General features: G+C 61.9%; 20 protein-coding genes and 1 tRNA gene. 2 read left to right on the forward strand and 19 right to left on the reverse strand.

All coding sequences use genetic code 11. The features are described 5' to 3' along the window. Positions 1 to 150: 150 nt before the first annotated feature. The 3 genes from fusA to rpsL all read right to left on the reverse strand — a co-directional run bounded on the left by fusA (position 151) and on the right by rpsL (position 3190). Positions 151 to 2241 (reverse strand): elongation factor G, encoded by a 2091-nt coding sequence (gene fusA / locus NKJ75_RS32010; protein WP_023667430.1) that lies wholly within the window; start codon positions 2239 to 2241, stop codon positions 151 to 153. Between the two features lie 30 nt (positions 2242 to 2271). Further along, on the reverse strand, positions 2272 to 2742 hold the full coding sequence (gene rpsG / locus NKJ75_RS32015) for a 30S ribosomal protein S7 (protein WP_008875664.1): 471 nt from the start codon (positions 2740 to 2742) through the stop codon (positions 2272 to 2274). Between the two features lie 76 nt (positions 2743 to 2818). Beyond that, entirely contained in the window at positions 2819 to 3190 is a 372-nt protein-coding gene (gene rpsL, locus NKJ75_RS32020; protein WP_006333356.1) for a 30S ribosomal protein S12, read from the reverse strand. Positions 3191 to 3685: 495 nt separating this feature from the next. On the opposite strand from rpsL, the gene NKJ75_RS32025 reads away from it, so the two are divergent. Then, complete coding sequence (locus NKJ75_RS32025; protein WP_023746378.1) at positions 3686 to 3967, forward strand: hypothetical protein; 282 nt, start codon at positions 3686 to 3688, stop codon at positions 3965 to 3967. 105 nt (positions 3968 to 4072) lie between these two features. Next, positions 4073 to 5008 carry a Gfo/Idh/MocA family protein gene (locus NKJ75_RS32030; RefSeq protein ID WP_023746377.1) on the forward strand — a complete coding sequence of 312 codons (936 nt, stop codon included), beginning with the start codon at positions 4073 to 4075 and terminating at the stop codon, positions 5006 to 5008. Between the two features lie 46 nt (positions 5009 to 5054). Here NKJ75_RS32030 and NKJ75_RS32035 read toward each other — a convergent pair whose 3' ends face one another. The 16 genes from NKJ75_RS32035 to NKJ75_RS32110 all read right to left on the reverse strand — a co-directional run. Beyond that, positions 5055 to 5720 carry an O-methyltransferase gene (locus NKJ75_RS32035; RefSeq protein WP_023746376.1) on the reverse strand — a complete coding sequence of 222 codons (666 nt, stop codon included), beginning with the start codon at positions 5718 to 5720 and terminating at the stop codon, positions 5055 to 5057. 78 nt (positions 5721 to 5798) lie between these two features. Next, the gene (rpoC, locus tag NKJ75_RS32040) at positions 5799 to 9995 is read right to left on the reverse strand and encodes a DNA-directed RNA polymerase subunit beta' (protein ID WP_023667434.1); all 4197 of its coding nucleotides are present in this window, start codon (positions 9993 to 9995) and stop codon (positions 5799 to 5801) included. A 147-nt stretch (positions 9996 to 10142) separates the two neighbouring features. Next, positions 10143 to 14279: a DNA-directed RNA polymerase subunit beta gene (rpoB, locus tag NKJ75_RS32045; protein ID WP_352500698.1), complete on the reverse strand. Its 4137-nt coding sequence runs from the start codon at positions 14277 to 14279 to the stop codon at positions 10143 to 10145. A 248-nt stretch (positions 14280 to 14527) separates the two neighbouring features. Further along, positions 14528 to 14905, reverse strand: a complete 378-nt coding sequence (rplL, locus tag NKJ75_RS32050; protein WP_023667436.1) for a 50S ribosomal protein L7/L12 — start codon at positions 14903 to 14905, stop codon at positions 14528 to 14530. A 54-nt stretch (positions 14906 to 14959) separates the two neighbouring features. Beyond that, positions 14960 to 15478, reverse strand: a complete 519-nt coding sequence (rplJ, locus tag NKJ75_RS32055) for a 50S ribosomal protein L10 (RefSeq protein ID WP_023667437.1) — start codon at positions 15476 to 15478, stop codon at positions 14960 to 14962. 374 nt (positions 15479 to 15852) lie between these two features. Then, the gene (gene rplA / locus NKJ75_RS32060) at positions 15853 to 16551 is read right to left on the reverse strand and encodes a 50S ribosomal protein L1 (protein ID WP_023667438.1); all 699 of its coding nucleotides are present in this window, start codon (positions 16549 to 16551) and stop codon (positions 15853 to 15855) included. A gap of 4 nt (positions 16552 to 16555) precedes the next feature. Next, positions 16556 to 16984, reverse strand: a complete 429-nt coding sequence (gene rplK, locus NKJ75_RS32065) for a 50S ribosomal protein L11 (protein WP_006333334.1) — start codon at positions 16982 to 16984, stop codon at positions 16556 to 16558. Positions 16985 to 17156: 172 nt separating this feature from the next. After that, complete coding sequence (gene nusG, locus NKJ75_RS32070) at positions 17157 to 17684, reverse strand: transcription termination/antitermination protein NusG (protein WP_006333333.1); 528 nt, start codon at positions 17682 to 17684, stop codon at positions 17157 to 17159. Between the two features lie 27 nt (positions 17685 to 17711). Beyond that, positions 17712 to 17915 carry a preprotein translocase subunit SecE gene (gene secE, locus NKJ75_RS32075; RefSeq protein WP_352500699.1) on the reverse strand — a complete coding sequence of 68 codons (204 nt, stop codon included), beginning with the start codon at positions 17913 to 17915 and terminating at the stop codon, positions 17712 to 17714. A gap of 489 nt (positions 17916 to 18404) precedes the next feature. Continuing rightward, complete coding sequence (locus tag NKJ75_RS32080) at positions 18405 to 18872, reverse strand: hypothetical protein (RefSeq protein ID WP_352500700.1); 468 nt, start codon at positions 18870 to 18872, stop codon at positions 18405 to 18407. 73 nt (positions 18873 to 18945) lie between these two features. Continuing rightward, positions 18946 to 19410: an Hsp20 family protein gene (locus tag NKJ75_RS32085; RefSeq protein WP_352500701.1), complete on the reverse strand. Its 465-nt coding sequence runs from the start codon at positions 19408 to 19410 to the stop codon at positions 18946 to 18948. Between the two features lie 434 nt (positions 19411 to 19844). Continuing rightward, positions 19845 to 19920, reverse strand: a tRNA-Trp gene (locus NKJ75_RS32090). A 160-nt stretch (positions 19921 to 20080) separates the two neighbouring features. Continuing rightward, a complete protein-coding gene (locus NKJ75_RS32095; protein ID WP_023823284.1) occupies positions 20081 to 20563 on the reverse strand; it encodes a group II truncated hemoglobin in 483 nt (160 codons plus the stop codon). Positions 20564 to 20654: 91 nt separating this feature from the next. Next, on the reverse strand, positions 20655 to 22220 hold the full coding sequence (locus tag NKJ75_RS32100; protein WP_352500702.1) for a COG3904 family protein: 1566 nt from the start codon (positions 22218 to 22220) through the stop codon (positions 20655 to 20657). A 456-nt stretch (positions 22221 to 22676) separates the two neighbouring features. Then, positions 22677 to 24176, reverse strand: a complete 1500-nt coding sequence (locus tag NKJ75_RS32105) for a COG3904 family protein (protein WP_502900316.1) — start codon at positions 24174 to 24176, stop codon at positions 22677 to 22679. A gap of 282 nt (positions 24177 to 24458) precedes the next feature. Further along, a partial coding sequence (locus tag NKJ75_RS32110; protein ID WP_455749504.1) for an EF-Tu C-terminal domain-related protein occupies positions 24459 to 24542 on the reverse strand: 84 nt, incomplete at its 5' end.

Raw genomic sequence — 24542 nt, forward strand, 5'->3', positions numbered from 1 at the left:
TCAGCGACGTCTTGCCATGATCGACGTGGCCAATCGTGCCAATGTTCACATGAGGCTTGTTACGCTCGAATTTACCTTTTGCCATGTGATGTCTCCAATCTGCTCGCCCGTACGGGCCTTGAATTAAGTTACCGATGCAACCCGTTCAGGTTACGCGTATTTCTTCTGGACTTCCTGGGCGACCGCGGTCGGCACAGGCTCATAGTGATCGAACTGCATCGTGTAGGCCGCGCGGCCCTGGCTCATCGAGCGCAGGTTGTCGACGTACTTGAACATGTTGGCCAGCGGCACCATCGCGTTGATGACGACAGCCACGCCACGCGCTTCCTGGCCCTGGATCTGGCCGCGACGGCCGTTCAGGTCGCCGATGACGCTGCCGACATAGTCTTCCGGCGTCACGACTTCGACCTTCATGATCGGCTCGAGCAGCTGCACGCCAAGCTTGGGTGCGGCTTCACGGAAACAGGCGCGGCCGGCGATTTCGAAGGCCAGGACGCTGGAGTCAACATCATGGTAAGCGCCGTCGATAAGCGTCGCCTTGACGCCGATCATCGGGAAGCCCGCGAACGGACCCGACGACATGACGCTGTTGATGCCCTTTTCGACACCCGGGATGTATTCCTTGGGAACCGCACCGCCGACGATCTTGGTCTCGAACTCGAACTCCGAGCTTTCCGGGTTCGGTTCGAACACGATCTTGACGCGGGCGAACTGACCGGTACCGCCGGTCTGCTTCTTGTGGGTGTAGTCCTGCTCGTGCCTGCGGGTGATGGTCTCGCGGTAAGCCACCTGCGGCGCGCCGACATTGGCCTCGACCTTGAACTCGCGGCGCATGCGGTCGACGATGATGTCGAGGTGAAGTTCGCCCATGCCCGAAATGATGGTCTGGCCGCTTTCCTCGTCGGTCTTGACGCGGAAGGACGGATCCTCGGCGGCCAGGCGGTGAAGGGCGAGGCCCATCTTTTCCTGGTCGTTCTTGGTCTTCGGCTCGATGGCGATCTGGATGACCGGATCGGGGAATTCCATGCGCTCGAGGATGACCGGGTGCAGCGGATCGCTGAGCGTATCGCCGGTGGTCGTGTCCTTGAGGCCGGCCAGAGCAACGATGTCGCCGGCAAAGGCTTCTTCGACGTCGGCGCGCGAATTCGCATGCATCTGCAGCATGCGGCCGATGCGCTCTTTCTTGCCCTTGACGGTGTTGTCGACCGAGATGCCCTTGGTCAGCTTGCCCGAATAGATGCGGGCAAAGGTCAGTGAGCCGACGAACGGGTCGTTCATGATCTTGAAGGCCAGCATCGACAGCGGCTCGTTGTCGTCGGCATGACGCTCGATCTCGGCGTCGGTCTTGGCGTCGACGCCCTTGATGGCGGGAACATCGGCCGGCGACGGCAGGTATTCGACGACGGCGTCGAGCAGCGGCTGCACGCCCTTGTTCTTGAAGGCCGAGCCACAGAACATCGGGTAGAACTTGACCGCGATGGTGCCCTTGCGGATCAGCGCGCGGATCTCGTCATTCGACGGCATCTTGCCTTCGAGGTAATTCTCGAGGGCCGTCTCGTCCATTTCGACGGCGGCTTCGATCATCTTCTCGCGGTATTCTTCGGCCCGGGCCTGAAGGTCGGCAGGGATCTCAACGACGTCCCAGGCAGCGCCCAGCGTCTCGTCGCGCCAGACCAGCGCGTTCATCTCGACGAGATCGACGACACCCTTGAACTCGGTCTCAGCGCCGATCGGCAGTTGCATGACGACGGCATGCGCACCAAGACGCGAGCCGATCATCTCGACCGAGCGGTAGAAGTCGGCGCCGATCTTGTCCATCTTGTTGCAGAAGATCATGCGCGGAACTTTATACTTGTCGGCTTGGCGCCAGACAGTCTCGGTCTGCGGCTCGACACCGGCATTGGCATCGAGCAGCGCAATGGCGCCGTCGAGCACGCGCAGCGAACGCTCGACCTCGATGGTGAAGTCGACGTGTCCGGGAGTGTCGATGATGTTGAAGCGGTACATCTTGCCGCTGCGACCCTTCCAGAAGGTCGTGGTGGCGGCGGACGTGATGGTGATGCCGCGTTCCTGCTCCTGCTCCATCCAATCCATGGTGGCAGCGCCGTCGTGGACTTCGCCGATCTTGTGCGACTTGCCCGTGTAATAGAGGACGCGCTCGGTGGTCGTCGTCTTGCCGGCGTCAATATGCGCCATGATACCGAAATTGCGGTAGTCTTCGATTTTGTATTCGCGGGCCATCGTGGATGCCTTCTCAGTCTCGTTCGCGCTTTACCAGCGGTAGTGCGCGAAAGCGCGGTTGGCTTCTGCCATCTTGTGGGTGTCTTCACGCTTCTTCACGGCGGTGCCGCGGTTGTTAGCCGCGTCCATCAGCTCGCCGGAGAGGCGGTCGACCATGGTGGTCTCGTTGCGGTTGCGCGCAGCTGCAATCAGCCAGCGGATCGCCAGGGCCTGGCGGCGCTCGGGGCGCACATCGACCGGAACCTGGTAGGTTGCGCCGCCGACGCGGCGCGACCGGACTTCCACATGCGGCGCGACATTGTCGAGCGCCTGATGGAAGACGGTGACCGGCTCCTGCTTAGTCTTCGACTGAACCTGGTCGAGCGCACCGTAGACGATGGTCTCGGCAACCGACTTCTTGCCGTCATACATGACGGCGTTCATGAACTTGGTAACGATCAGATCGCCGAACTTCGGGTCCGGATTGATCTCACGCTTTTCTGCACTGTGACGACGGGACATGGCTTTTGTCTCTCAATCTCGTAGCCCGACGCATTCAAGCAGCGCCAGGGCCGGAAAATCTTACTTCGGACGCCCCTTACTTCGGACGTTTGGCGCCGTACTTCGAACGGCGCTGCTTGCGGTTCTTCACGCCCTGCGTGTCGAGCACGCCGCGGATGATGTGGTAGCGCACGCCCGGAAGATCCTTGACGCGGCCGCCGCGGATCATGACCACGGAGTGTTCCTGAAGGTTGTGGCCTTCGCCGGGGATGTAGCCGATCACTTCAAAGCCGTTGGTCAGGCGGATCTTGGCCACCTTGCGCAGTGCCGAGTTCGGCTTCTTCGGCGTCGTTGTATAGACGCGCGTGCAGACGCCCCGCTTCTGCGGGTTCTGCTGCATGGCCGGGACCTTGTTGCGCTTCACCGGCGCAATGCGCGGCTTGCGGATCAGCTGGTTGACGGTAGGCATTAAACCCTCTTGTCTCTCAATTCCGTGTCTCGCCCGGTCAGGGCCGCTCAAAGCGCCAATTCCATACGCAAATTCGGGCCATAAACCGCGCCTCGCGGTCCTGCCCGAACAAAATGCAGAGGAAGCGGGAACCGCTTCATGCGCGCCGGAAATGTCTTTTCGCTCGTAAAACGAACCCTGTTTGAGGCAAACTCCAAAGCGTGTCGCTTCGGAAGGGAGAGCCTCACATCGGTTCTGACTGGGCGGCTTCTACTCGCAAGACCGTGAACCGTCAACCCCGGCACGCCAAATATTGCGCGCTGACGACGGCTTGGCAGCCATGCGAAAAACGCATGTAATTTTCTTTCTTCATTTTGCAAGGCAGAGGAAGAAAGTGACCGGGGCAGACAAGAAAGTGACCGGCTTTTGGCTGTCATGCGCGGGTTCTTCATGGCAAAAGGCGCCATGGACAGCCCAAAACCCCTCGCCCGCCCCCGTCTCAAGAGGAATCAGCCCGTGAACGACAATGAGGAACGCCCGGTCACCATCATCACCGGCCGCGTCTGGAAAAAGAAGGGCGGCAAGCCGGAAGGCGTCCATGTGATGCTGGTTGCGCCCGACGACGATTCGGCCGTGCGCCGGGTGCTCGAATCGCTTGCGGCCGAAGGCTATGCCGAAGTCGAGCTCGACCAGATCGGCGATATGGACGGCGAACCCGACGAGGAGCCGCATCTGTCAGCCTTTCAGGGTGCCCTCGAAGGTGAGGTGTCGATCGTCACGTTTGACGTGCCGCTCTGAGCGTCACAGGCTGCTTGCGCCTGTACCGCGCCGGCTTGCCCGGCACCGGTTCTCTGCTAAGAACCAAGCGACTTAACAAGCCAAATTCGAATCCGCGGAGTTCCCATGCCCTCGAACAATGGTCCCATCAAGCTCGGCATCGTCGGCGTCGGCAAGATCGTGCGCGACCAGCATCTGCCGGCAGTGGCCAAGGATGCGGACTACCGCCTCATCGCCGCTGCCAGCCGGCACGGCAAGGTGGACGGCATCCCGAATTTTCCGACCATTGAGGCGATGCTCGACGCGGTGCCCGACCTCGAGGCCGTCTCGCTGTGCATGCCGCCGCAGTTCCGCTACGACGCGGCACGCACGGCGCTGATTGCGAAGAAGCATGTTTTCCTGGAGAAGCCGCCGGGCGCCACCGTCAGTGAGGTCGAGGACCTGAAGCAGCTGGCGGCAGCCAATGGCGTTTCACTGTTCGCCAGCTGGCATTCGCGCTACGCGCCGGCAGTGGAGGCCGCGCGCGCCTTCCTGGCGTCGGCCAAGGTCAACTCGGCTGCCATCGCCTGGAAGGAAGATGTCCGCCGCTGGCATCCGAACCAGGATTGGATCTGGGCGCCGGGCGGTTTCGGCGTCTTCGATCCCGGCATAAACGCACTGTCGATCGCAACCCACATCCTGCCGGCGATGTTCATCATCTCGGCCGTCCTCGACTTCCCGGAAAACCGCGCCTCGCCTGTGGCGGCCCACGTGACCTTCCGTACCTCGGATGGGTTGCCGGTGACCATGGAGCTCGACTGGCTGCAGACGGGACCACAGAGCTGGGACATCTTGGCCGACACCGACAAGGGCAAGATGGTGCTGTCCGGCGGCGGCACCAAGCTCGCCATCGACGGCAAGGTGGTTCACGACGAGCCGGAAGCCGAATATCCCCAGCTTTACCGGCGCTTCGCTGAAATCGTACCCGCCGGCGTCTCCGATGTCGATTTGGCACCCCTGCAGCACGTGGCCGACGCCTTCATGCTCGGCAAGCGCAATGTGGTGGAAGCGTTCTTCGATTGAGCGATGAGTTCTGCCGGACCGCAGTCCGGACACTCATCATGCAGCCTTACTCGACGATCGCAATCGCAAACCCGTCATAGCCTTTGGCGCCGACGGTCTGGATGGCGGTGCCGTCCAGGCGCTTGTCGCCGCCGATGAAGGAAAACGCACCGCGTGCGCCTTCGACATACGCGTCACGGCCATCGTCGTTGAGCACGGTGCCGTCGCGGATGACGTTGTCGCAGATGATGACCGTCCCCGGCCGCGACAGGCGCATGGCCCATGACAGATAATTCGGATTGTTCGGCTTGTCGGCGTCGATGAAGATCAGATCGAACGGAGCGGCATTTTCGGCAACCAGCGTCTCAAGCGACTGAAGCGCGGGGCCGATCCTGAGCTCGACCTTGTCCGACACCCCTGCCCGCTCGAGATTCGAGTGCGCGACTTTTGCATGATGCGGCTCGAGTTCGAGCGTCACGATCTTGCCGCCGACGGGCAATCCCCTTGCCATCCAGATGGTCGAGTAGCCGCCAAGCGTGCCGATCTCCAGCACCTTCCTGGCGCCGCTGATGCGGACCAGCAGCGACAGCAGCTTGCCCTGCGCCGGCGATACGTCGATGGCCGGCAGGCCCTGGTCGCGGTTGGCCGCAAGCACCGCTTCGAGGATGGGATCTGCCTCGAAGAGAGAGGAAACGATGTAGTCGTCGACGTCAGTCCAAACCTTCTTGCTCATGTTTTCCTCGATTCGATTGGGGGTCAAAACGCGAAAAGGGGCCACTGGGCCCCCTTCCTTCTTCTCGTCCTACCGCGCTTACTGCGCGGCGTTGACCATGTCGGTCAGCATCGGCTCAGCGACCTCGACACCGGAGGCCTTGCGGCGCTCGTCGATGATCAGTTCGTCGCGCGAGGTGGCGATGCGCCGGATCTGGCTCATCGTGCCGCCGGTACCGGCCGGGATCAGCCGGCCGACGATGACGTTTTCCTTCAGGCCCTGCAGCATGTCGGTCTTGCCGGCAACCGCAGCTTCGGTCAGCACCCTGGTCGTCTCCTGGAAGGAGGCGGCCGAGATGAAGGACGGCGTCTGCAGCGAGGCCTTGGTGATGCCCAGCAGCACCGGCTGGCCTTCGGCCGGCTTCTTGCCGTCCTCGACCAGGCGCTCGTTGACCTCTTCCAGTTCGATCACGTCGACGTGGTCGCCCGGAATGTAGGTCGAGTCGCCCTGCACCGTGATCTCGACCTTCTGCAGCATCTGGCGAACGATCACCTCGATGTGCTTGTCATTGATCGACACGCCCTGCAGACGGTAGACTTCCTGGATTTCGTTCACGAGGTAGGAAGCAAGTGCTTCCACGCCCTTGATCGCCAGGATGTCGTGCGGCGCCGGATTGCCGTCGAGGATGTAGTCGCCCTTCTCGATGACGTCGCCGTCCTGGAGATGGAACGGCTTGCCCTTCGGGATCAGGTATTCGACCGGCTCAAGCGTCGAGTCATGCGGCTCGATGATGATGCGGCGCTTGTTCTTGTAGTCGCGGCCGAAGCGGATCGTGCCATCGATCTCGGCGATGATGGCGTGATCCTTCGGACGACGTGCCTCGAACAGTTCGGCAACACGCGGCAGACCGCCGGTGATGTCCTTGGTCTTGGCGCTTTCCATCGGGATACGCGCCAAAACGTCGCCGGGACGAACCTGCGAACCCGGCTCGACCGAAAGAATGGCCTCGACCGAGAGCAGGAAGCGGGCGTCGCCGCCCTTCGACAGCTTGCCGACCTTGCCCTTCGGGTCAAGGATGGCGATCGCCGGCTTGAGGTCGTTGCCGCGTGGCGTCGAGCGCCAGTCGATAACCTCGCGCTTGGTGATGCCGGTCGATTCGTCGGCCGTTTCCTGAACGGAAATGCCGTCGACCAGATCCTCGTACGACACCTTGCCCTCGATTTCGGTGAGGACGGGGCGGGTATAGGGATCCCATTCGGCGATACGCTGGCCGCGCTTCACCTTGTCGCCATCGTCCACGAAGATGCGCGAACCATAGGTAAGGCGATGCGAGGCACGCTCCTTGCCGGCTTCGTCGAGGATCAGCACCGCCATGTTGCGGCCCATGACCATCTGCTGGCCGTCCGAGTTGCGCACCACGTTGCGGTTGCGGATCTCGACCTTGCCCTCATACGAGGCTTCAAGGAACGAGCTGTCCACCACCTGCGCCGTACCGCCCATGTGGAAGGTACGCATGGTGAGCTGGGTCCCCGGCTCGCCGATCGACTGCGCCGCGATAACGCCGACGGCTTCGCCCTGGTTGACCGGGGTGCCGCGGGCAAGATCGCGTCCGTAGCAGACCGCACAGACGCCGATCCTGACCTCGCAGGTCAGTGCCGAGCGAATGCGGACCGACTGCACGCCGGCCTTTTCGATCTTTTCCACGTCACGTTCGTCCATCAGCGTTCCGGCCTTGACCAGAACCTCACCCGAAACCGGATGCGTGATGTCGTCGAGCGAGGTGCGGCCCAGCACGCGCTGGCCGACCGAAGCGACGACCTGACCGGCATCGACGATCGGCTGCATGGTGAGGCCCTTGTCGGTGCCGCAATCCACGGAGTTGACGATGCAGTCCTGCGCCACGTCGACCAGACGACGGGTGAGGTAGCCCGAGTTCGCCGTCTTCAAGGCGGTGTCGGCCAGACCCTTGCGGGCGCCGTGGGTCGAGTTGAAGTACTCGAGCACGGTCAGGCCTTCCTTGAAGTTCGAGATGATCGGCGTCTCGATGATTTCACCCGAGGGCTTTGCCATCAGGCCGCGCATGCCGGCGAGCTGACGCATCTGGGTGGGCGAACCACGCGCACCCGAATGCGACATCATGTAGATCGAGTTCATCGGCTTTTGACGGCCACTGTCCTCGAACTCGACGGCCTTGATGCGGGCCATCATCTCGTCGGCGACCTTTTCCGAGCACTTGGCCCAGGCGTCGACGACCTTGTTGTACTTCTCGCCCTGCGTGATCAGGCCGTCATTGTACTGCTGCTCGTATTCCTTGGCCAAAGCCTCGGTGTCGGAAACCAGCTTGATCTTGGCGTCCGGGATCAGCATGTCGTCCTTGCCGAACGAAATGCCGGCGCGGCAGGCGTGGCTGAAGCCGAGGGCCATGATGCGGTCGCAGAAAATGACCGTCTCCTTCTGACCGCAGTGGCGGTAGACGGTGTCGATCATCTTGGAGATGTTCTTCTTGGTCATCTCCTGGTTGGCCGTCTCGTAAGGCACATTGACGTTCTTCGGCAGCAGCTCGCCGATGATCATGCGGCCAGGCGTGGTGTCGTAGATTTTCGACACGACCTTGCCTTCGGCGTCGACCGTGCGGAAACGACCCTTGATCTTGGAGTGCAGCGTCACCGCCTTGGTCTCGAGCGCGTGCTGGAGTTCGCCCATGTCGGCAAACACCATGCCTTCGCCCGGCTCGTTCTGATTGACGATCGAGAGATAGTAGAGACCCAGGACCATGTCCTGCGAAGGCACGATGATCGGCGCGCCGGAAGCCGGGTGCAGGATGTTGTTGGTCGACATCATCAGCACGCGGGCTTCAAGCTGCGCTTCCAACGAGAGCGGCACGTGAACGGCCATCTGGTCGCCGTCGAAGTCGGCGTTGAAGGCCGTGCAGACCAGCGGATGCAGCTGGATCGCCTTGCCTTCGATCAGGATCGGCTCGAACGCCTGGATGCCGAGGCGGTGCAGCGTCGGTGCACGGTTCAACAGCACCGGATGCTCGCGGATGACCTCGTCGAGGATATCCCAGACTTCCGGACGCTCCTTCTCGACCAGCTTCTTGGCCTGCTTGACGGTCGAGGAGAACCCCTTGGCGTCGAGGCGGGCGTAGATGAACGGCTTGAACAGTTCGAGCGCCATCTTCTTCGGCAGGCCGCATTGGTGCAGCTTGAGCTCCGGACCGGTGACGATGACCGAACGGCCCGAATAGTCGACGCGCTTGCCGAGCAGGTTCTGGCGGAACCGGCCCTGCTTGCCCTTCAACATGTCGGACAGCGACTTCAGCGGACGCTTGTTGGCGCCGGTGATGACGCGGCCGCGACGGCCGTTGTCGAACAGCGCATCGACGGCTTCCTGCAGCATGCGCTTTTCATTGCGCACGATGATGCCGGGGGCGCGCAGCTCGATCAGCCGCTTCAGACGGTTGTTGCGGTTGATGACGCGGCGATAGAGATCGTTCAGGTCGGACGTCGCGAAACGTCCACCATCCAGAGGAACCAGCGGGCGCAGGTCCGGCGGGATCACCGGAACCACCTTCATGATCATCCATTCCGGACGGTTGCCGGACTCCATGAAGTTCTCGACGACCTTGAGTCGCTTCAGATACTTCTTCTGCTTCAGCTCGGACGTGGTCGAAGCCAGTTCCGAACGCAGGTCGCCGGCGATCTTCTCCAGGTCCATGCCGGCCAGAAGGTCATGAATGGCCTCGGCGCCGATCATGGCGGTGAACGAATCCTCGCCATACTCGTCGACGGCGATCATGTACTCTTCCTCGCTGAGCAGCTGGTGCTCCTTCAGCGCGGTTAGGCCAGGCTCGGTGACGATGTAGTTCTCGAAGTAGAGGACGCGCTCGATGTCCTTCAGGGTCATGTCGAGCAGCGTGCCGATGCGCGACGGCAGCGACTTCAGGAACCAGATGTGAGCGACAGGTGCCGCCAGCTCGATGTGGCCCATGCGCTCGCGGCGAACGCGCGACAGCGTGACTTCGACGCCGCACTTTTCGCAGATGACGCCCTTGTACTTCATGCGCTTGTACTTGCCGCACAGGCATTCATAGTCCTTGATCGGGCCAAAAATGCGCGCGCAGAACAGACCGTCACGCTCCGGCTTGAAGGTGCGGTAGTTGATGGTCTCCGGCTTCTTGATCTCGCCGAACGACCAGGACAGAATCTTCTCAGGGCTGGCGAGCGATATCCGGATGGAATCGAACACCTGCGCCGGCGCCTGCGGATTGAAGAGATTCATGACCTCTTGGTTCATGCCGTTCTCCTTTTCGGGGTCCTCGAAAACCCCTTGCATCTAACGCGGGCCAAATGCCCGCTGAGTGGTCGGCCCACTGGCCGTAGAATTTGTCGCATCCGGTCGCGGCGTTCCGCGACCGGATGTCTTGCTTACTCGGCCGCGCCCCTATTCGGCAGCATCTGGCAGCCGGACAGGGTTGTCGTCGAGCTTGGTGTTCTCCAGCTCGACATTGAGGCCGAGAGACCGCATTTCCTTGACGAGCACGTTGAAGCTCTCGGGAATGCCGGCCTCGAACGTGTCGTCGCCGCGCACGATCGCCTCGTAGACCTTGGTGCGGCCGGCGACATCGTCCGACTTCACCGTCAGCATTTCCTGCAGCGTGTAGGCGGCGCCATAGGCTTCCAGCGCCCAGACCTCCATTTCGCCGAAGCGCTGGCCACCGAACTGCGCCTTGCCGCCCAGCGGCTGCTGGGTAACGAGCGAGTACGGACCGATCGAACGCGCGTGGATCTTGTCGTCCACCAGGTGGTGAAGCTTGAGCATATAGATATAGCCCATCGTCACCTTGCGATCGAACGGCTCGCCGGTGCGTCCGTCATAGAGCTGCGACTGACCGCTGGTGTGCAGGCCTGCCTGCTCCAGCATGATGTTGATGTCGACTTCATGCGCGCCGTCGAACACCGGTGTCGCGATAGAGACGCCGCGGCGCATCTGCTCGCTCAGGCGAACGATGCTCTCGTCGTCATATTCGCGGACCGGCTCGTTGCGGTCGTTGGCTGGGATGAAGCTCTCAAGCGTCTTGCGCAACGGCTTGATGTCTCCAGCCGTCTTGTACGCGTCGATCAGCTCGCCGATCTTCTTGCCCATGCCCGCGCATGCCCAGCCCAGATGCGTTTCCAGGATCTGGCCGACATTCATGCGGCTCGGCACACCCAGCGGGTTGAGCACGATATCGGCATGCGTGCCGTCCTCGAGGAAAGGCATGTCCTCGACCGGAACGATCCGCGACACGACACCCTTGTTGCCGTGACGTCCCGCCATCTTGTCGCCCGGCTGCATCTTGCGCTTCACGGCCACGAAGACCTTGACCATCTTCATGACGCCCGGAGGCATTTCGTCGCCGCGCTGGACCTTCTCGACCTTGTCCATGAAGCGCTGCTCGAGCGCCTTCTTGGAATCGTCGTACTGGCCACGCAGGGCTTCCAGTTCGCTCTGGAGCTTTTCGTTCTCCACCGCAAACTGCCACCACTGCGAACGCGGATACTCGTCAAGCGTGTCCTTCGACAGCTTCGAGCCCTTCTTGAAGCCCTTCGGCCCGGCAATCGCTTCCTTGCCGACGAGAACGTCGGAAAGGCGCGAATAGACGTTGCGGTCGAGGATCGCCTGCTCGTCGTCGCGGTCCTTGGCGAGGCGTTCGATCTCCTCGCGTTCGATCGCCATGGCGCGCTCGTCCTTCTCAACGCCGTGGCGGTTGAACACGCGCACTTCGACGACGGTGCCGAAGGTGCCCGGAGGCATGCGCATCGAGGTGTCGCGAACGTCCGACGCCTTTTCACCGAAGATGGCGCGCAGGAGCTTTTCTTCCGGCGTCATCGGGCTTTCGCCCTTCGGCGTGATCTTGCCGACCAGGATGTCGCCCGGCTGCACTTCCGCGCCGATATAGACGATGCCGGCTTCGTCGAGGTTCTTCAGCGCTTCTTCCGAAACGTTCGGAATGTCGCGCGTGATTTCCTCCGGTCCGAGCTTGGTGTCGCGGGCCATGACCTCGAATTCCTCGATGTGGATCGAGGTGAACACGTCGTCGGCCACGATGCGCTCGGAGAGCAGGATCGAGTCCTCGTAGTTGTAGCCGTTCCACGGCATGAACGCGACCAGCACGTTGCGGCCGAGCGCCAGATCGCCGAGCTCGGTCGACGGACCGTCGGCGATGATGTCGCCCTTGTTGACGCGGTCGCCCATGCGCACCAGCGGACGCTGGTTGATGCAGGTGTTCTGGTTCGAACGCTGGAACTTCATCAGCCGGTAGATGTCGACGCCAGACTTGCCGGGATCGAGATCTTCCGTGGCGCGGATGACGATACGCGTCGCGTCCACCTGGTCGACGATGCCGCCGCGGCGGGCGCCGATGGCGGCACCCGAGTCACGGGCAACGATCGGCTCCATGCCGGTGCCTACGAACGGCGCTTCGGCGCGCACCAGCGGCACGGCCTGACGCTGCATGTTGGAGCCCATCAGCGCGCGGTTGGCGTCGTCGTTCTCGAGGAACGGGATCAGCGCCGCGGCCACGGACACCATCTGCTTGGGCGACACGTCCATGAGATCGACGTTTTCGCGCGGCGCCATCATCACTTCGCCGGCGCTGCGGCAAATGACGAATTCGTCGACGAAACCACCATTCTTGTCGAGCTCGGCATTGGCCTGCGCAACGTGGTGCTTGGACTCTTCCATAGCGGAGAGATAGACGACCTCATTGGTCAGCTTGCCATTGACGATCTTGCGGTACGGGCTTTCGATGAAGCCGTACTTGTTGACGCGCGCGAAGGTCGCCAGCGAGTTGATCAGACCGATGTTCGGGCCTTCCGGCGTCTCGATCGGGCAGATGCGGCCGTAATGCGTCGGGTGCACGTCGCGCACTTCGAAGCCGGCGCGCTCGCGGGTCAGACCGCCCGGGCCAAGTGCCGACAGGCGGCGCTTGTGGGTGATCTCCGACAGCGGGTTGGTCTGATCCATGAACTGCGACAGCTGCGAGGAACCGAAGAACTCGCGCACGGCGGCAGCCGCCGGCTTGGCGTTGATCAGGTCCTGCGGCATCACCGTATCGATCTCGATCGAGGACATACGTTCCTTGATCGCGCGCTCCATGCGCAGCAGGCCGACGCGGTATTGGTTCTCCATCAGCTCGCCGACAGAACGCACGCGGCGGTTGCCGAGATTGTCGATGTCGTCGATCTCGCCCTTGCCGTCGCGCAGCTCGACCAGCGTCTTGACCACGGCCAGGATGTCGTCCTTGCGCAGCACGCGCACGGTATCCTCAGCCTTGAGCTCGAGGCGCATGTTCATCTTGACGCGGCCGACGGCCGACAGGTCGTAGCGCTCCGAGTCGAAGAACAGCGAGTTGAACATGGCTTCGGCGGTTTCAAGCGTCGGCGGCTCGCCCGGGCGCATGACACGGTAGATGTCGAACAGTGCGTCCTGGCGGCTCTCGTTCTTGTCGACGTTGAGCGTATTGCGGATGTAGGCGCCGACATTGACGTGGTCGATGTCGAGAACCTTGATCTCGCTTTCGCCCGTGCCGAGCAGCACCTTCAGCGTCTTTTCATCGATCTCGTCGCCGGCTTCGAGGAAAATCTCGCCGGTGCCGTAGTTGACGATGTCCTCGGCCAGGTAATTGCCGAGCAGATCCTCGTCGGTCGCCTTGATCGCCTTCAAACCCTTTTCGCCAAGCGCCCTTGCCTGGCGGGCGGTGATCTTCTTGCCGGCCTCGACGACAACTTCGCCTGTGTCGGCATCGACGAGGTCGCCAACGGCCTTGAGGCCGCGGAAACGCTCGACGTTGAACGGGATGCGCCAGTGGTCGCCGGCGCGCTTGTAGGTGATCTTGTTGTAGAAGGTCGACAGGATCTCTTCGCCGTCCATGCCGAGCGCCATCAAGAGCGACGTCACCGGAATCTTGCGGCGGCGGTCGATGCGGGCATGCACGACGTCCTTGGAATCGAACTCGATGTCGAGCCACGAACCGCGATAGGGAATGACGCGCGCCGCAAACAAAAGCTTGCCCGAGGAGTGCGACTTGCCCTTGTCATGGTCGAAGAAGACGCCCGGCGAACGGTGCATCTGCGAGACGATGACGCGCTCCGTGCCATTGACGATGAAGGTGCCGTTGAGCGTCATGAGCGGCATGTCGCCCATATAGACGTCCTGCTCCTTGATGTCCTTGATCGACCTTGCGCCGGTATCCTCGTCGATATCGAACACGATGAGGCGCAGCGTCACCTTGAGTGGCGCGGCATAGGTCAGGTCGCGCTGACGGCATTCGTCAACGTCGAATTTCGGTCCTTCGAACTCGTACTTCACGAACTCCAGCATCGAGGAGCCGGAGAAATCGGAGATCGGGAAAACCGACTTGAAAACGGCCTGCAGTCCCTCGTCCGGACGCCCACCCTTGGGCTCCGCCACCATCAGGAACTGGTCATAGGATGCTTTTTGAACCTCGATCAGGTTCGGCATCTCCGCAACTTCCGGAATCTTTCCGAAGAACTTGCGTACGCGTCTGCGGCCATTGAAAGTCTGGGTCTGGGCCATCGTCGCTCCTTAGCTATAAACTCGGGGCGAGCCTCGCCGCGGCTCACCTTGCATGCGCGGCCACCTCGGCGGCGGCCCCTGATCTGTTTCCCGCCGCCTGGCGGCGACGGCTAAAACGGGAGAAAACCCGTTTCCTGAAGGCCGGTTTCGGCCCTCAGGAAAGAGGTTCTCGTACATCTCGCGCTACGCATCCTCCCCTCTGATGAAGGGAGTGGCGGACGGCGCGAGGCCGCCCGCCGCTTTTACGCTTACTTCAGGTCGACCTTGGCGCCGGCTGCTTCCAGCTGGGCCTTGAACTTCTCAGCGTCAGCCTTGGAAACGGCTTCCTTGACCGGCTTCGGAGCTGCTTCGACCAGATCCTTGGCTTCCTTGAGGCCCAGGCCGGTGATGGCGCGGACTTCCTTGATGACGTTGATCTTCTGAGCGCCTGCCTCGGTGAGGACGACGTCGAATTCCGTCTTTTCCTCAGCCGGAGCAGCAGCAGCGGCAGCGCCGCCGGCAGCGGCAACCGCCACCGGAGCAGCAGCCGAAACGCCCCACTTTTCTTCCAGAAGCTTCGACAGCTCGGCCGCCTCGAGGACGGTCAGCTTCGAAAGGTCGTCTACGATCTTTGCCAGATCAGCCATTGTTGTATTCCTTCATCAGGTTCGAACGTGTGTTTGTGATAGCGAGGAACGGCCTCATGCCGCCTCGTCCTTCCGGGCGTAAGCGCCGATGACGCGCGCGACCGAAGCCGCTGGCGCATTGACGATCTGGGCGATCCGGGTTGCCGGCGTGGCGATCATGCCAACCAGCCTGGCGCGCAGCTCATCGAGCGACGGAAGTGTGGCGAGTGCCTTCACACCGTCGGCGTTGAGCGAGGTGGTGCCCATTGCGCCGCCGAGAATGACCAACTTGTCATTTCCCTTGGCGAAATCGGACGCGACCTTCGGCGCCGCAATCGGATCCTCCGAATAAGCGATCAGCGTCTGTCCCTTGAACAGGTCGATGATCGATGCGGAGTCCGTGCCCTGAAGAGCGATTTTGGCGAGACGGTTCTTCGCGACTTTGACGGTGCCACCGGCAGCGCGCATTTTCGACCGAAGGTCGTTCATTTGCGCGACGGTGATACCGGCGTAGTGGGCCACGACGACTGAACCAGCGCCTGCAAAAGCACCATTCAGGCCCGTGACGAGTTCGCGTTTTTCCGCTCTGTCCACTGCCTATCTCCAGTTGACCCCTGCCCCGCTAGTGGGACAGGCGTCGGGTTGCCTTTTTGCCGGCCGGGCCATCCATTACAGATCTCCCGAACGACGCTCGAGGATCCTGCCCCCTTTCGCCACATCGACGGCAAGCCGGAGATGCGCAGACAAAAGGCAAACACGGTTCGAACCTTTCATTGGAGCTTGTCGCTCCGTTGTCCGGTTTTCACCCGTCTCATGCAGGCCCAATTCAATTAAGGCTTCTGGGCCGCCTGCAATCTCGGACAGGATGTCCGGAAGCCTCTCGACTTCCGGTACCGGGCCGCCGACAAGTCGGAGGCCCGGAATTCACTTGCGGATCAGCGCCTTGGCAGCCGATCCAGATGTTCGTATCAAGACGCTGCGAGCGTCGAGACGTCGAGCTTGAGGCCCGGGCCCATCGTCGAGGTGACCGACACCTTCTTGACGTAGTTGCCCTTGGCGCCAGCCGGCTTTGCCTTTGTCACGGCATCGGCGAAGGCGCGGACGTTTTCTTCCAGCGCCTTGACGTCGAACGAGACCTTGCCGACGCCGGCATGAACGATGCCGGCCTTCTCGACGCGGAACTCGACAGCGCCGCCCTTCGATGCCTTGACGGCGGCGGCGACGTCGGTGGTGACGGTGCCGACCTTCGGGTTCGGCATCATGCCGCGCGGGCCGAGCACCTTGCCCAGACGGCCAACCAGCGGCATCATGTCCGGCGTGGCGATGCAGCGATCGAAGTCGATCGTGCCCTTCTGGACGATGTCGACCAGATCCTCGGCACCGACGATGTCGGCGCCGGCGGCGCGAGCCTCATCGGCCTTGCCGCCACGTGCGAACACGGCGACGCGGACAGAGCGGCCGGTGCCGTTCGGCAGGTTGACCACGCCGCGGACCATCTGGTCGGCATGGCGCGGGTCGACGCCGAGGTTCATCGCAACTTCGATGGTCTCGTCGAACTTCACCGTCGAACGGTCCTTGAGCAGCTTCAGCGCCTCACCAAGGGCATAGGCCTTGTTGGGGTCGATGCCGTCGCGGGACTTCGATACACGCTTTGCAATCTTCGCCATGATCTCAGCCCACCACTTCCAGACCCATCGAGCGGGCGGAGCCCTCGACCATGCGCATGGCCGCCTCGACGTCGTTTGCGTTCAGATCCTTCATCTTCTGTTCGGCGATGGCGCGCACCTTGTCGCGGCCGATCGTGCCGGCCTTGATCTTGCCCGGCTCTTTCGAACCTGACGTCAAGTTCGCCGCCTTTTTCAGGAAGTAGCTCACCGGCGGCGTCTTCATGACGAAGGTGAAGGACTTGTCCTGGTAATAGGTGATGACGACCGGGATCGGCGATCCCTTTTCCATTTCCTGGGTCTGCGCGTTGAACGCCTTGCAGAATTCCATGATGTTGATGCCGCGCTGACCAAGTGCCGGGCCGATCGGCGGAGACGGCGTAGCCGATCCCGCTTTGACCTGGAGCTTGAGCTGGCCTGCAATTTTCTTAGCCATCTCTTTCCTGCCTTTATCTCATGCCGGCCCCAGTATCGGGAACACCGGCGGTTGCAGTCTGGTGGTGCGGTCCGCGCGGCCGGCTAAAGCCGCATTCGCCTCCCACCCGTTCATGGCCGCGCGCTTTCCGCGCCGCCTCCCCTTGCCGGCGAACCGGCGCAGGGTTTTCGGATCAGCCCTTTTCGACCTGTCCGAATTCCAGATCGACCGGCACGGCGCGCCCGAAGATCGAAACTTCCACCTTGAGCCGCGCCCGCTCCTCGTCCACTTCCTGGACGAAACCGTTGAACGAGGCGAACGGACCATCCGAAACGCGGATCGCCTCGCCGATCTCGAAAGTGACCGAGGGCTTCGGCCGCTCGACGCCTTCCTGAACCTGGTTCAGGATGCGCTGCGCCTCGGCTTCGGTGATCGGCACCGGCTTGGAGTCACCGAGGAAGCCGGTGACCTTCGGCGTGTTCTTGACCAGCGAGAACACCGCATCGGTCAGATTGGCCTTGAGCAGCACATAGCCCGGAAAGAACTTGCGCTCGGCATCGACCTTGCGGCCGCGGCGGATTTCGACGACCTTCTCGGTCGGCACCACGATCTGCTCGATATCGGCGGACAGGCCCTTCTGCTTGGCCTTGTTCTCAATGTCCTCGGCGACCTTCTTTTCGAAGTTCGAATAGGCGTGGACGATGTACCAGCGCGCGGTCATTTCAAGACTTCTCCGTAATCGCCGGACTTAATGGCCGAGGCTCAGTAACCGCTCGATCGCGTAGCCCATGGCCACGTCGGCGGTGAAGAAAAAGATCATCGCGATGACCGCGAATACGAGCACCATCACCGTCGAGATCATCGTCTCCCGGCGCGACGGCCAACTCACCTTGGCAGTTTCCGCGCGGACCTGCTGGAGAAAGACGAAAGGATTTGTGGTTTTCGAAGCCATATGCCGCTCTGTCTTCAAGACCCGTTGGCCGGGTCTCCTGGATGATCCCGCTGGCCGGGACGTGCCGCCTGGGTTCAAGTCGGCGCCGAATCAGCGCCATTTCGCCCATGCAAATCGGACGCGTAAAGCCGGCTTCCCAGCTCCACGCGTCGCGTGTCTGTTGTGTCTACATAAAACCGATTCTTGATCCACGCAAGTGGCAAGTGTCCGCTTTATGACCAAACGCCGCCTCGGAACCATCCAGTCGTCCCGTCCCGGCTATCGAGGCCTTATGCCTCAGTTCGCCCAATATGGCAAGCCACCTGCCCTTTTTCAATGCCTGACCCCAATTCCAGGAGGTGGATCCGGAAATCAGGCACGCGATTACAAGTTCGAGGAAATGGCGTTGCGGACGAACCTGCGACCTGCTGTTTTGGAAACCAAATGAAGCGCACGCAAGATTGGAATCCAGCTGCCCATGCCGAGGCAGCTGGATCAACCCAGGGTTAGTTAGGCACAGGCGAGTTCGACCCCGGCCACTGCGCCGATTCCGCATGGTGGGCGTGGGCGCGGCGCGATCACTGCCGGGCACGGGGGCGGGTCGTCGTCATCGTCGGGGCCGAAAGAACGGCCACGACGCCGCCAAGCTTTGAGACCGCTGCGGCGCGAGGAGGGTCGCCAAGGCAGCACCCGGCCTGAAGTCTCTTTCCCCAGCGTGGGTTTCTCATCCAGAGCCTTCAACGCCCTCAGAATCTGGTCGACAGGGATTACCGTGCCGTTGTCCAGGCGGCGCAAGGCAGGCTGGTTTTCCACCGCGCAGGCATCGGACGCCCACGAGGAAAGCAGTGCCCGCTTTTCTCCACGGCTGAGGCGTGGATGGTTGATGACGTCGTCTGGATTGTCGAGCAGGCACAAAGAAGTTTCAATTTTGCCCGAGCGTGCCGCAGAAAGTGTCGGTGTCTCGTAGAAGTTGTCCATCTCCATTCTCCGCAATCTGGGCCTCCCGGCCGAAGCCGGGAGGCGGACCGCAGGGATAACTGAATCGATACGATCAGGCCGCTTTGCGGGTGCGTTCCGTATCCTGGGCGATCTGCTTGCCGCCCACCTGGGCGTCGCCCACGCCGATGCTGATGCGGCGCGGCTTCAGCTCTTCGGGAATCTCACGGACGATGTCGATGGTCAGGAGACCCTTCTCAAGGTTTGCTGCCTTGATCTTCATGTGGTCGGCAAGCTTGAACGTCTGCCTGAAACTGCGGTAGGCGATGCCCTGGTGCAGCAGCTGGCGTCCGCTCTGGTCATCAACCTTCTGGCCTACCACGACCAGTTCGGGTCCATGCTGGGTCAGCTCAACCTCATCCTGGCTGAAGCCTGCGATGGCCATCGAGATACGGTAATCGTTCTCGTCGACCTTCTCGATGTTATAGGGCGGCCAGTCCGGACGCGTGCCGCTGTCGAGCATGTCAAAAAGCCGGTCGAAACCGACGGTGGTCCGATAGAGAGTATCAAAGGTTCTCATAGCCACATCCTCCTTGAAGCAACATGGGTACAAGGGCGCCGCCCAGCAGCGCCGCCTTTGCCAAGCCAATCGGCCTCGGCGGGAAACGAATTAGGAAGGGCTGAAAACCGGTTCAAGAGCCCTATTCAAAAAAATTCCAGAAGCCAGGCCAGCATCCCGCTTCCAATAATTCGCAGCCGCTGAAAAGCAGCCGGCGGCAGCAAAATAGGCCTATTCTGAATTGTGAACGCAAACGGCAATTGGCTCGCCAATGGCAGTTGAATCAAGGAAATCGGTTCGTGGAAATACGCCGACTTCGGCATTGCGCATCAGCGCTCTCGCTCTGCGCATGCCTTCGGAACATCGGATGGGCTCGTCGAGTACGCGGCTTCAGCCCAACCAAACGAGGAGCCAAAACAAGGCGTTTCTAAAATGCCGGATTCCAACGAGGAAAATGGCACGGGCAGCAGGGCTCGAACCTACGACCTGCGGTTTTGGAGACCGCCGCTCTACCAACTGAGCTATGCCCGTACGCGCGTTTCAGCGCAGGCGCTTCCTAAAAGCTTCCGGGCGCGCTGTAAAGAGTTGTCTGACGCGCTTTCAGATCCTTTGCCGGAAATCCGGATAGGTGATGACCAGCCCGTCCCTGCCTATCTCGATTTTTCGCCTGCCTGAAGCCGCATGCCGGCGCTCAGCCCCCGGCCGGCGGCTTGTACGGCCCGCCCGGCACGCCCCAGCCCCAGGCCGGCATCGGTTCGGTCTGCGGGTCGCAAGTCTCGCCGAGGGCAGAGTTCATCTTGGCCAGCCGCGATCCCCATTCGACATAGCCGATGAAGGCGGAGCGGAATTCGGGATCGTCCGGCAACCCGACCGCATCGGCGGCATCGGCAAGCAGGCTGATCCAGCGGCGGCGCTGTTCCTCCGTCAAATGCTTGCCGAGATGATGCATGACCATCTCGCGGTGACCGCCAAATTTCTCGCTGTAGGTCTTCGGCCCGCCAAAAACCTCGCCGATAAAGGCCGCGACATGCGCGGGATGATCCGGCGACATGTGTTTGAACACCGGGCCGACCACCGGGTCGCGGGACACCTTGTCGTAAAAGGTTTCCGTCAGCCGATTGAGGGCTTCGATGCCGCCGGCCCATTCGTAGAGTGTCGGGATATCCTGGCTCATTCTCGATCCTCCCCCGGGCGACGCCTGCCACGACGATAGCGGAGAAATCGGGCATGGCTCAACCTGCCTCGATGGCCAGTTTCTGCGATGCCTACAGTTTGGCGGGCGACTCGGCCTTGGCTGTCGGCGGAAGCAAACAGTTGTCGGGCTTGGGTGAGGTTTTGCAAATAGCGGGGCCAGTTAGCGCCTCCACCGACTCCGGCCCGGTTGTCAGCCCGACTTTGAGCATCATGTCGGGCTCGAGCTGACGCTCGACCGAGCCTATCGCGGCGAACAGAGCTGGGTCCATCTCCATCTCCTCCAGGTAGGCTTTAACCAACTGCGTCTGTCCCCTCGAGGACATGCTGAGCCTCGCCTTGGGATCGACCAGCCTTTTGGCGCCGGCGGCAAGCATGAGCGCGCAGGCCGAATCGCACTCCACTCCAAAATCGCTAATCAGCCCGACATAGGCACCGTTATCGGCCAAGCAGCCTGCCTCGGGCGGGTCGCAGCCGACGATAGTGGTGCGAGCGACGGCGACGTCGAGCTTCCGTTCATGGATAAGCCTTCCCGCGGCCAGAGCGCTGAACAGGCTGCCCCCCTGTGAGCTGATCACCACCGGCAGCCGCCGGTTGCCAAGGGTGTCGAGCAACTGGCGCAACTTTTGCGGGGTCTGAGGCGTCATCGCGCCTTCCGCCGAGATCCATTCCGGGCAATCGGGATTGCAGAGCGAGTCTCTGCCGCGAACGACAACGAAGCGCATATCTGGCGTCGAATTCCCTGGCGCTGCCTGCAACGGCTTGGGAGCTGGAGCCTTGGCCGCCTGAGAAAGTGGGGGGCCGGTCTTTGCCTTGATCGCAGCCACCACGGCCGGCTTGGCCACGGGCGTTTGTCCGCCGGCTGGCTTGTTTCCCGGTATTTCCCGGCAGTTCGGAGCCGGCGGGTCGAACATGCACAAACTTGCTCTGGTAAACAGGTCCAGAGTGTCCGTGCTGGTCGCCAGTTTCATCGTCAGCATATCGTGGAGGCCGATCTGCCTGATGTCGCTCGCCGGCGTCGCCTTCATCAAGTCCAGCACGCCCTGCCCGATACCCATCTCTCGGAGATAGGCCGAGATCTTTCTCGCGTACCCCTTGCTCATCTCATAGGTCTTGTAGCTTTCACCTTGAGTGACCGTTTGCGTGGTGACCCGATATTTTTTGCCCCGTTTGACGCGATATGTGGTCCGGTAGTGCGTGGTGGAGGGGAACCAGGTGGTCGTGATCTGGTGAACACCCAGATAGTTCCAGCCGCCGGCCACGCGGCGGACGCCACCGGCAAACATCAGCGGACAGGCGGAGTTGCAGCTGGCGCCATCAGACGCCCGGCCGAGATAGGCGGAACCTTTGCCGTAACTAAAACCACAACCATCCGTCCCGGGCCAACAGTCGGAAAACTCGGTCTTGCCTACGGCGATATCGAGCTTGTTCTTGCGGATTATCCGGCCAAGTTCGAGCGCTGCATTGACGTTGCCGCCAAAGGAATTGACGATAATCGGCAGTTTGCGACTGCCTAGCTTCTTCAAGGTGCGCTTGAGCAGGGCTGGCGTGCCGGCTGCGATGTCGCCTTCGGCGGAGATCCACTCCGGACAATTGGGCTCGCAGCCCGGTGCGTTGCTGCGCGCGACGACAAACTTCATCTCCGAGCGATCCTCGGACCATATCGTCGGATCATTCGTCGGATAGGGCACTCCCTGCAGAGGGGGTACTGTCTGCCATGTCCCGGGGGAGGCATCCTCGGCCTTCGCGGCGAAGGCAGCCATCGCCATCGCGGCCACCGTCGACAGCCGGACCAGCCCACGCCGCCACCGTCCCGCAGTGTCTGAACGTTGTCCCAAAACCACGCCCGGCAAACCCCTCAATGCAATCCATAATAGTTGCGGCGACGGTGCTTGCAATAGCTTTGACCAACCGTGCAATACTTGTGCCGCGCAACGCCGGAAACAAAAAGGCAGCCCAAAAGACCGCCCTCTCCTGGTCGATCCGGCTGACACCGGCTCGACTATTTCTCGATGGTGATGACGACGCCGGCACGACGGTGCGGCCGCCTTCACGGAAGGCGAAGCAAGGCTTCTCTTCCATGACGATAGGCGCGATCAGCCATTGGACGACGGCACCACGCGGCAATTCTCAGGTTTCGGCGCCGACTTGCAGATGCTGGAACCCGTCAGCGCATCCACCGACTGGCGCCCGGTCGTCAGGCCAACCTTCAGCATCATGTCGGGTTCGAGCTGGCGCTCGACCGAACTGCCCTGGAGCGCCCTGAACAAAGCGGGGCTGATCGCCATCTCGTCGAGGTAGGACTTGACCGCCTGCTTCTGCCCCATCAGATAGAGGCTGAGCCGCGCCTGGGTACCGACAAGCCGCCTGGCGCCACCGGCCAGCATGAGCGCGCAGGCCGAATCGCAGTCGCCGTCGCCATCGACGCTCAGCCCGGCATAGGCGCCTTCCCTGGCCAGGCAATTCCACTCTGCCGGGTCGCAGCCGACGAAATCGGTGCGGGCAACGGCAACGTCGAGCTTCTTTTCATGGATGATCCGGCCCGCCGCCAGGGCGCCGGAGAGGTCGCCGCCTCGCGAGCTGATCACCACCGGCAGCCGCCGGTTGCCAAGCGTGGCGAGCAATTGGCTGAGTTTCTGCGGCGTCTGGGGCGTAATCGCGCCTTGCGCTGCAATCCATTCCGGGCAGTCGGGATTGCAGAGCGGGTTGCTGCCGCGAACCACGACAAAGCGCATGCCGTCATCGTGCGGCGCGCTCTCCGGCTTCACCGGCAGCGGCGCAGCCTTTGCCACATCCGGCAGGCCGCCGGCTGGCTTGTTCGCCGGTATTTCCCGGCAATTCGGAGCCGGAAGGTCCAGCCTGCACAGGCTTGCGCTGGTCAGCAGATCTGCAGCGTCTTCGCTGGTGACCAGCTTCATTGTCAGCATGTCGCTGAGGTCGATCTGCTGGATGTCGCTGGCCGGCGTGCTCTTCATCGTCTCGATGATGCTGAGGTCGACACCCATCTCCTTGAAATAGGCGGACAGCTTGCGCTCCACCCCCTTGCTCATCTCGTAGGTCTTGTAGCTGCCGGTGTTCTTGCGGCTGACGACCTTCTTGCTGATGACCCGCTTCTTGCCTTTCACGATCCGGTAGCGGACCTGATATTGCACGTTCATCTGCACGATCGTGGTGGTGATCTGGTGGACGCCGAGATAGGCCAGCGGCCCGACCAGGCGCCTGGTGCCGCCGGCCAGCATCATTGGACAAGCGGATGCGCAATAGCTGCCGAGCACATAGGGGCTGCCGATATAGTGCGCGCCTCTGGCGTCGTTCTCCTTGCAGTTTTTCACCCCTGGCTCGCAGCCGACGAACCAGGTCCTGCCGACCGCGATGTCGAGCTTGTTCTTGCGTATCATCCGGCCCATGGCGATGGCTGCATCGACATCGCCGCCGGGAGAGTTGATGACGATCGGCAATTTGCGGCCGCCGAGCGTTTTCAGGGCAGCCTTGAGCAGCGCCGGCGACTTGGCCGATATCGCACCCTCGGCCGATATCCATTCCGGACAGCTCGGCTCACAGCCCGCCGCGTCGCTGCGCACGACGACGAACCGCATCGGCGGATCCGGATCCGGCTCTGAATTTTTTGTCTCGGCCGCCAAGGCGGCAGTGCCCATGGCAAACATCGACACCAGGCAGATCAGCCCCAGTGCCCACCATGACCGACTATGCAAACGGTGCTGTGGAACCATCCGACCAAGCCCTCAATGCAATCTATACTGTAGAGGCTCACAGACTTGCAACAGAGATTGGGACCCCAAAACAGGCACATCTGGCCAACGAAAAAGGGCGGCCCGAGGGCCGCCCCTATCCGTTTCGATCGGCGATGCCGGGCTCGATTACTCTTTGATGGTGACGACGATGCCGGCACCGACGGTGCGGCCGCCTTCACGGATGGCGAAGCGCAGCTTCTCTTCCATGGC

It is taken from the genome of Mesorhizobium sp. M0058, from assembly GCF_040323095.1.
In the GTDB taxonomy this organism is placed as follows: domain Bacteria; phylum Pseudomonadota; class Alphaproteobacteria; order Rhizobiales; family Rhizobiaceae; genus Mesorhizobium.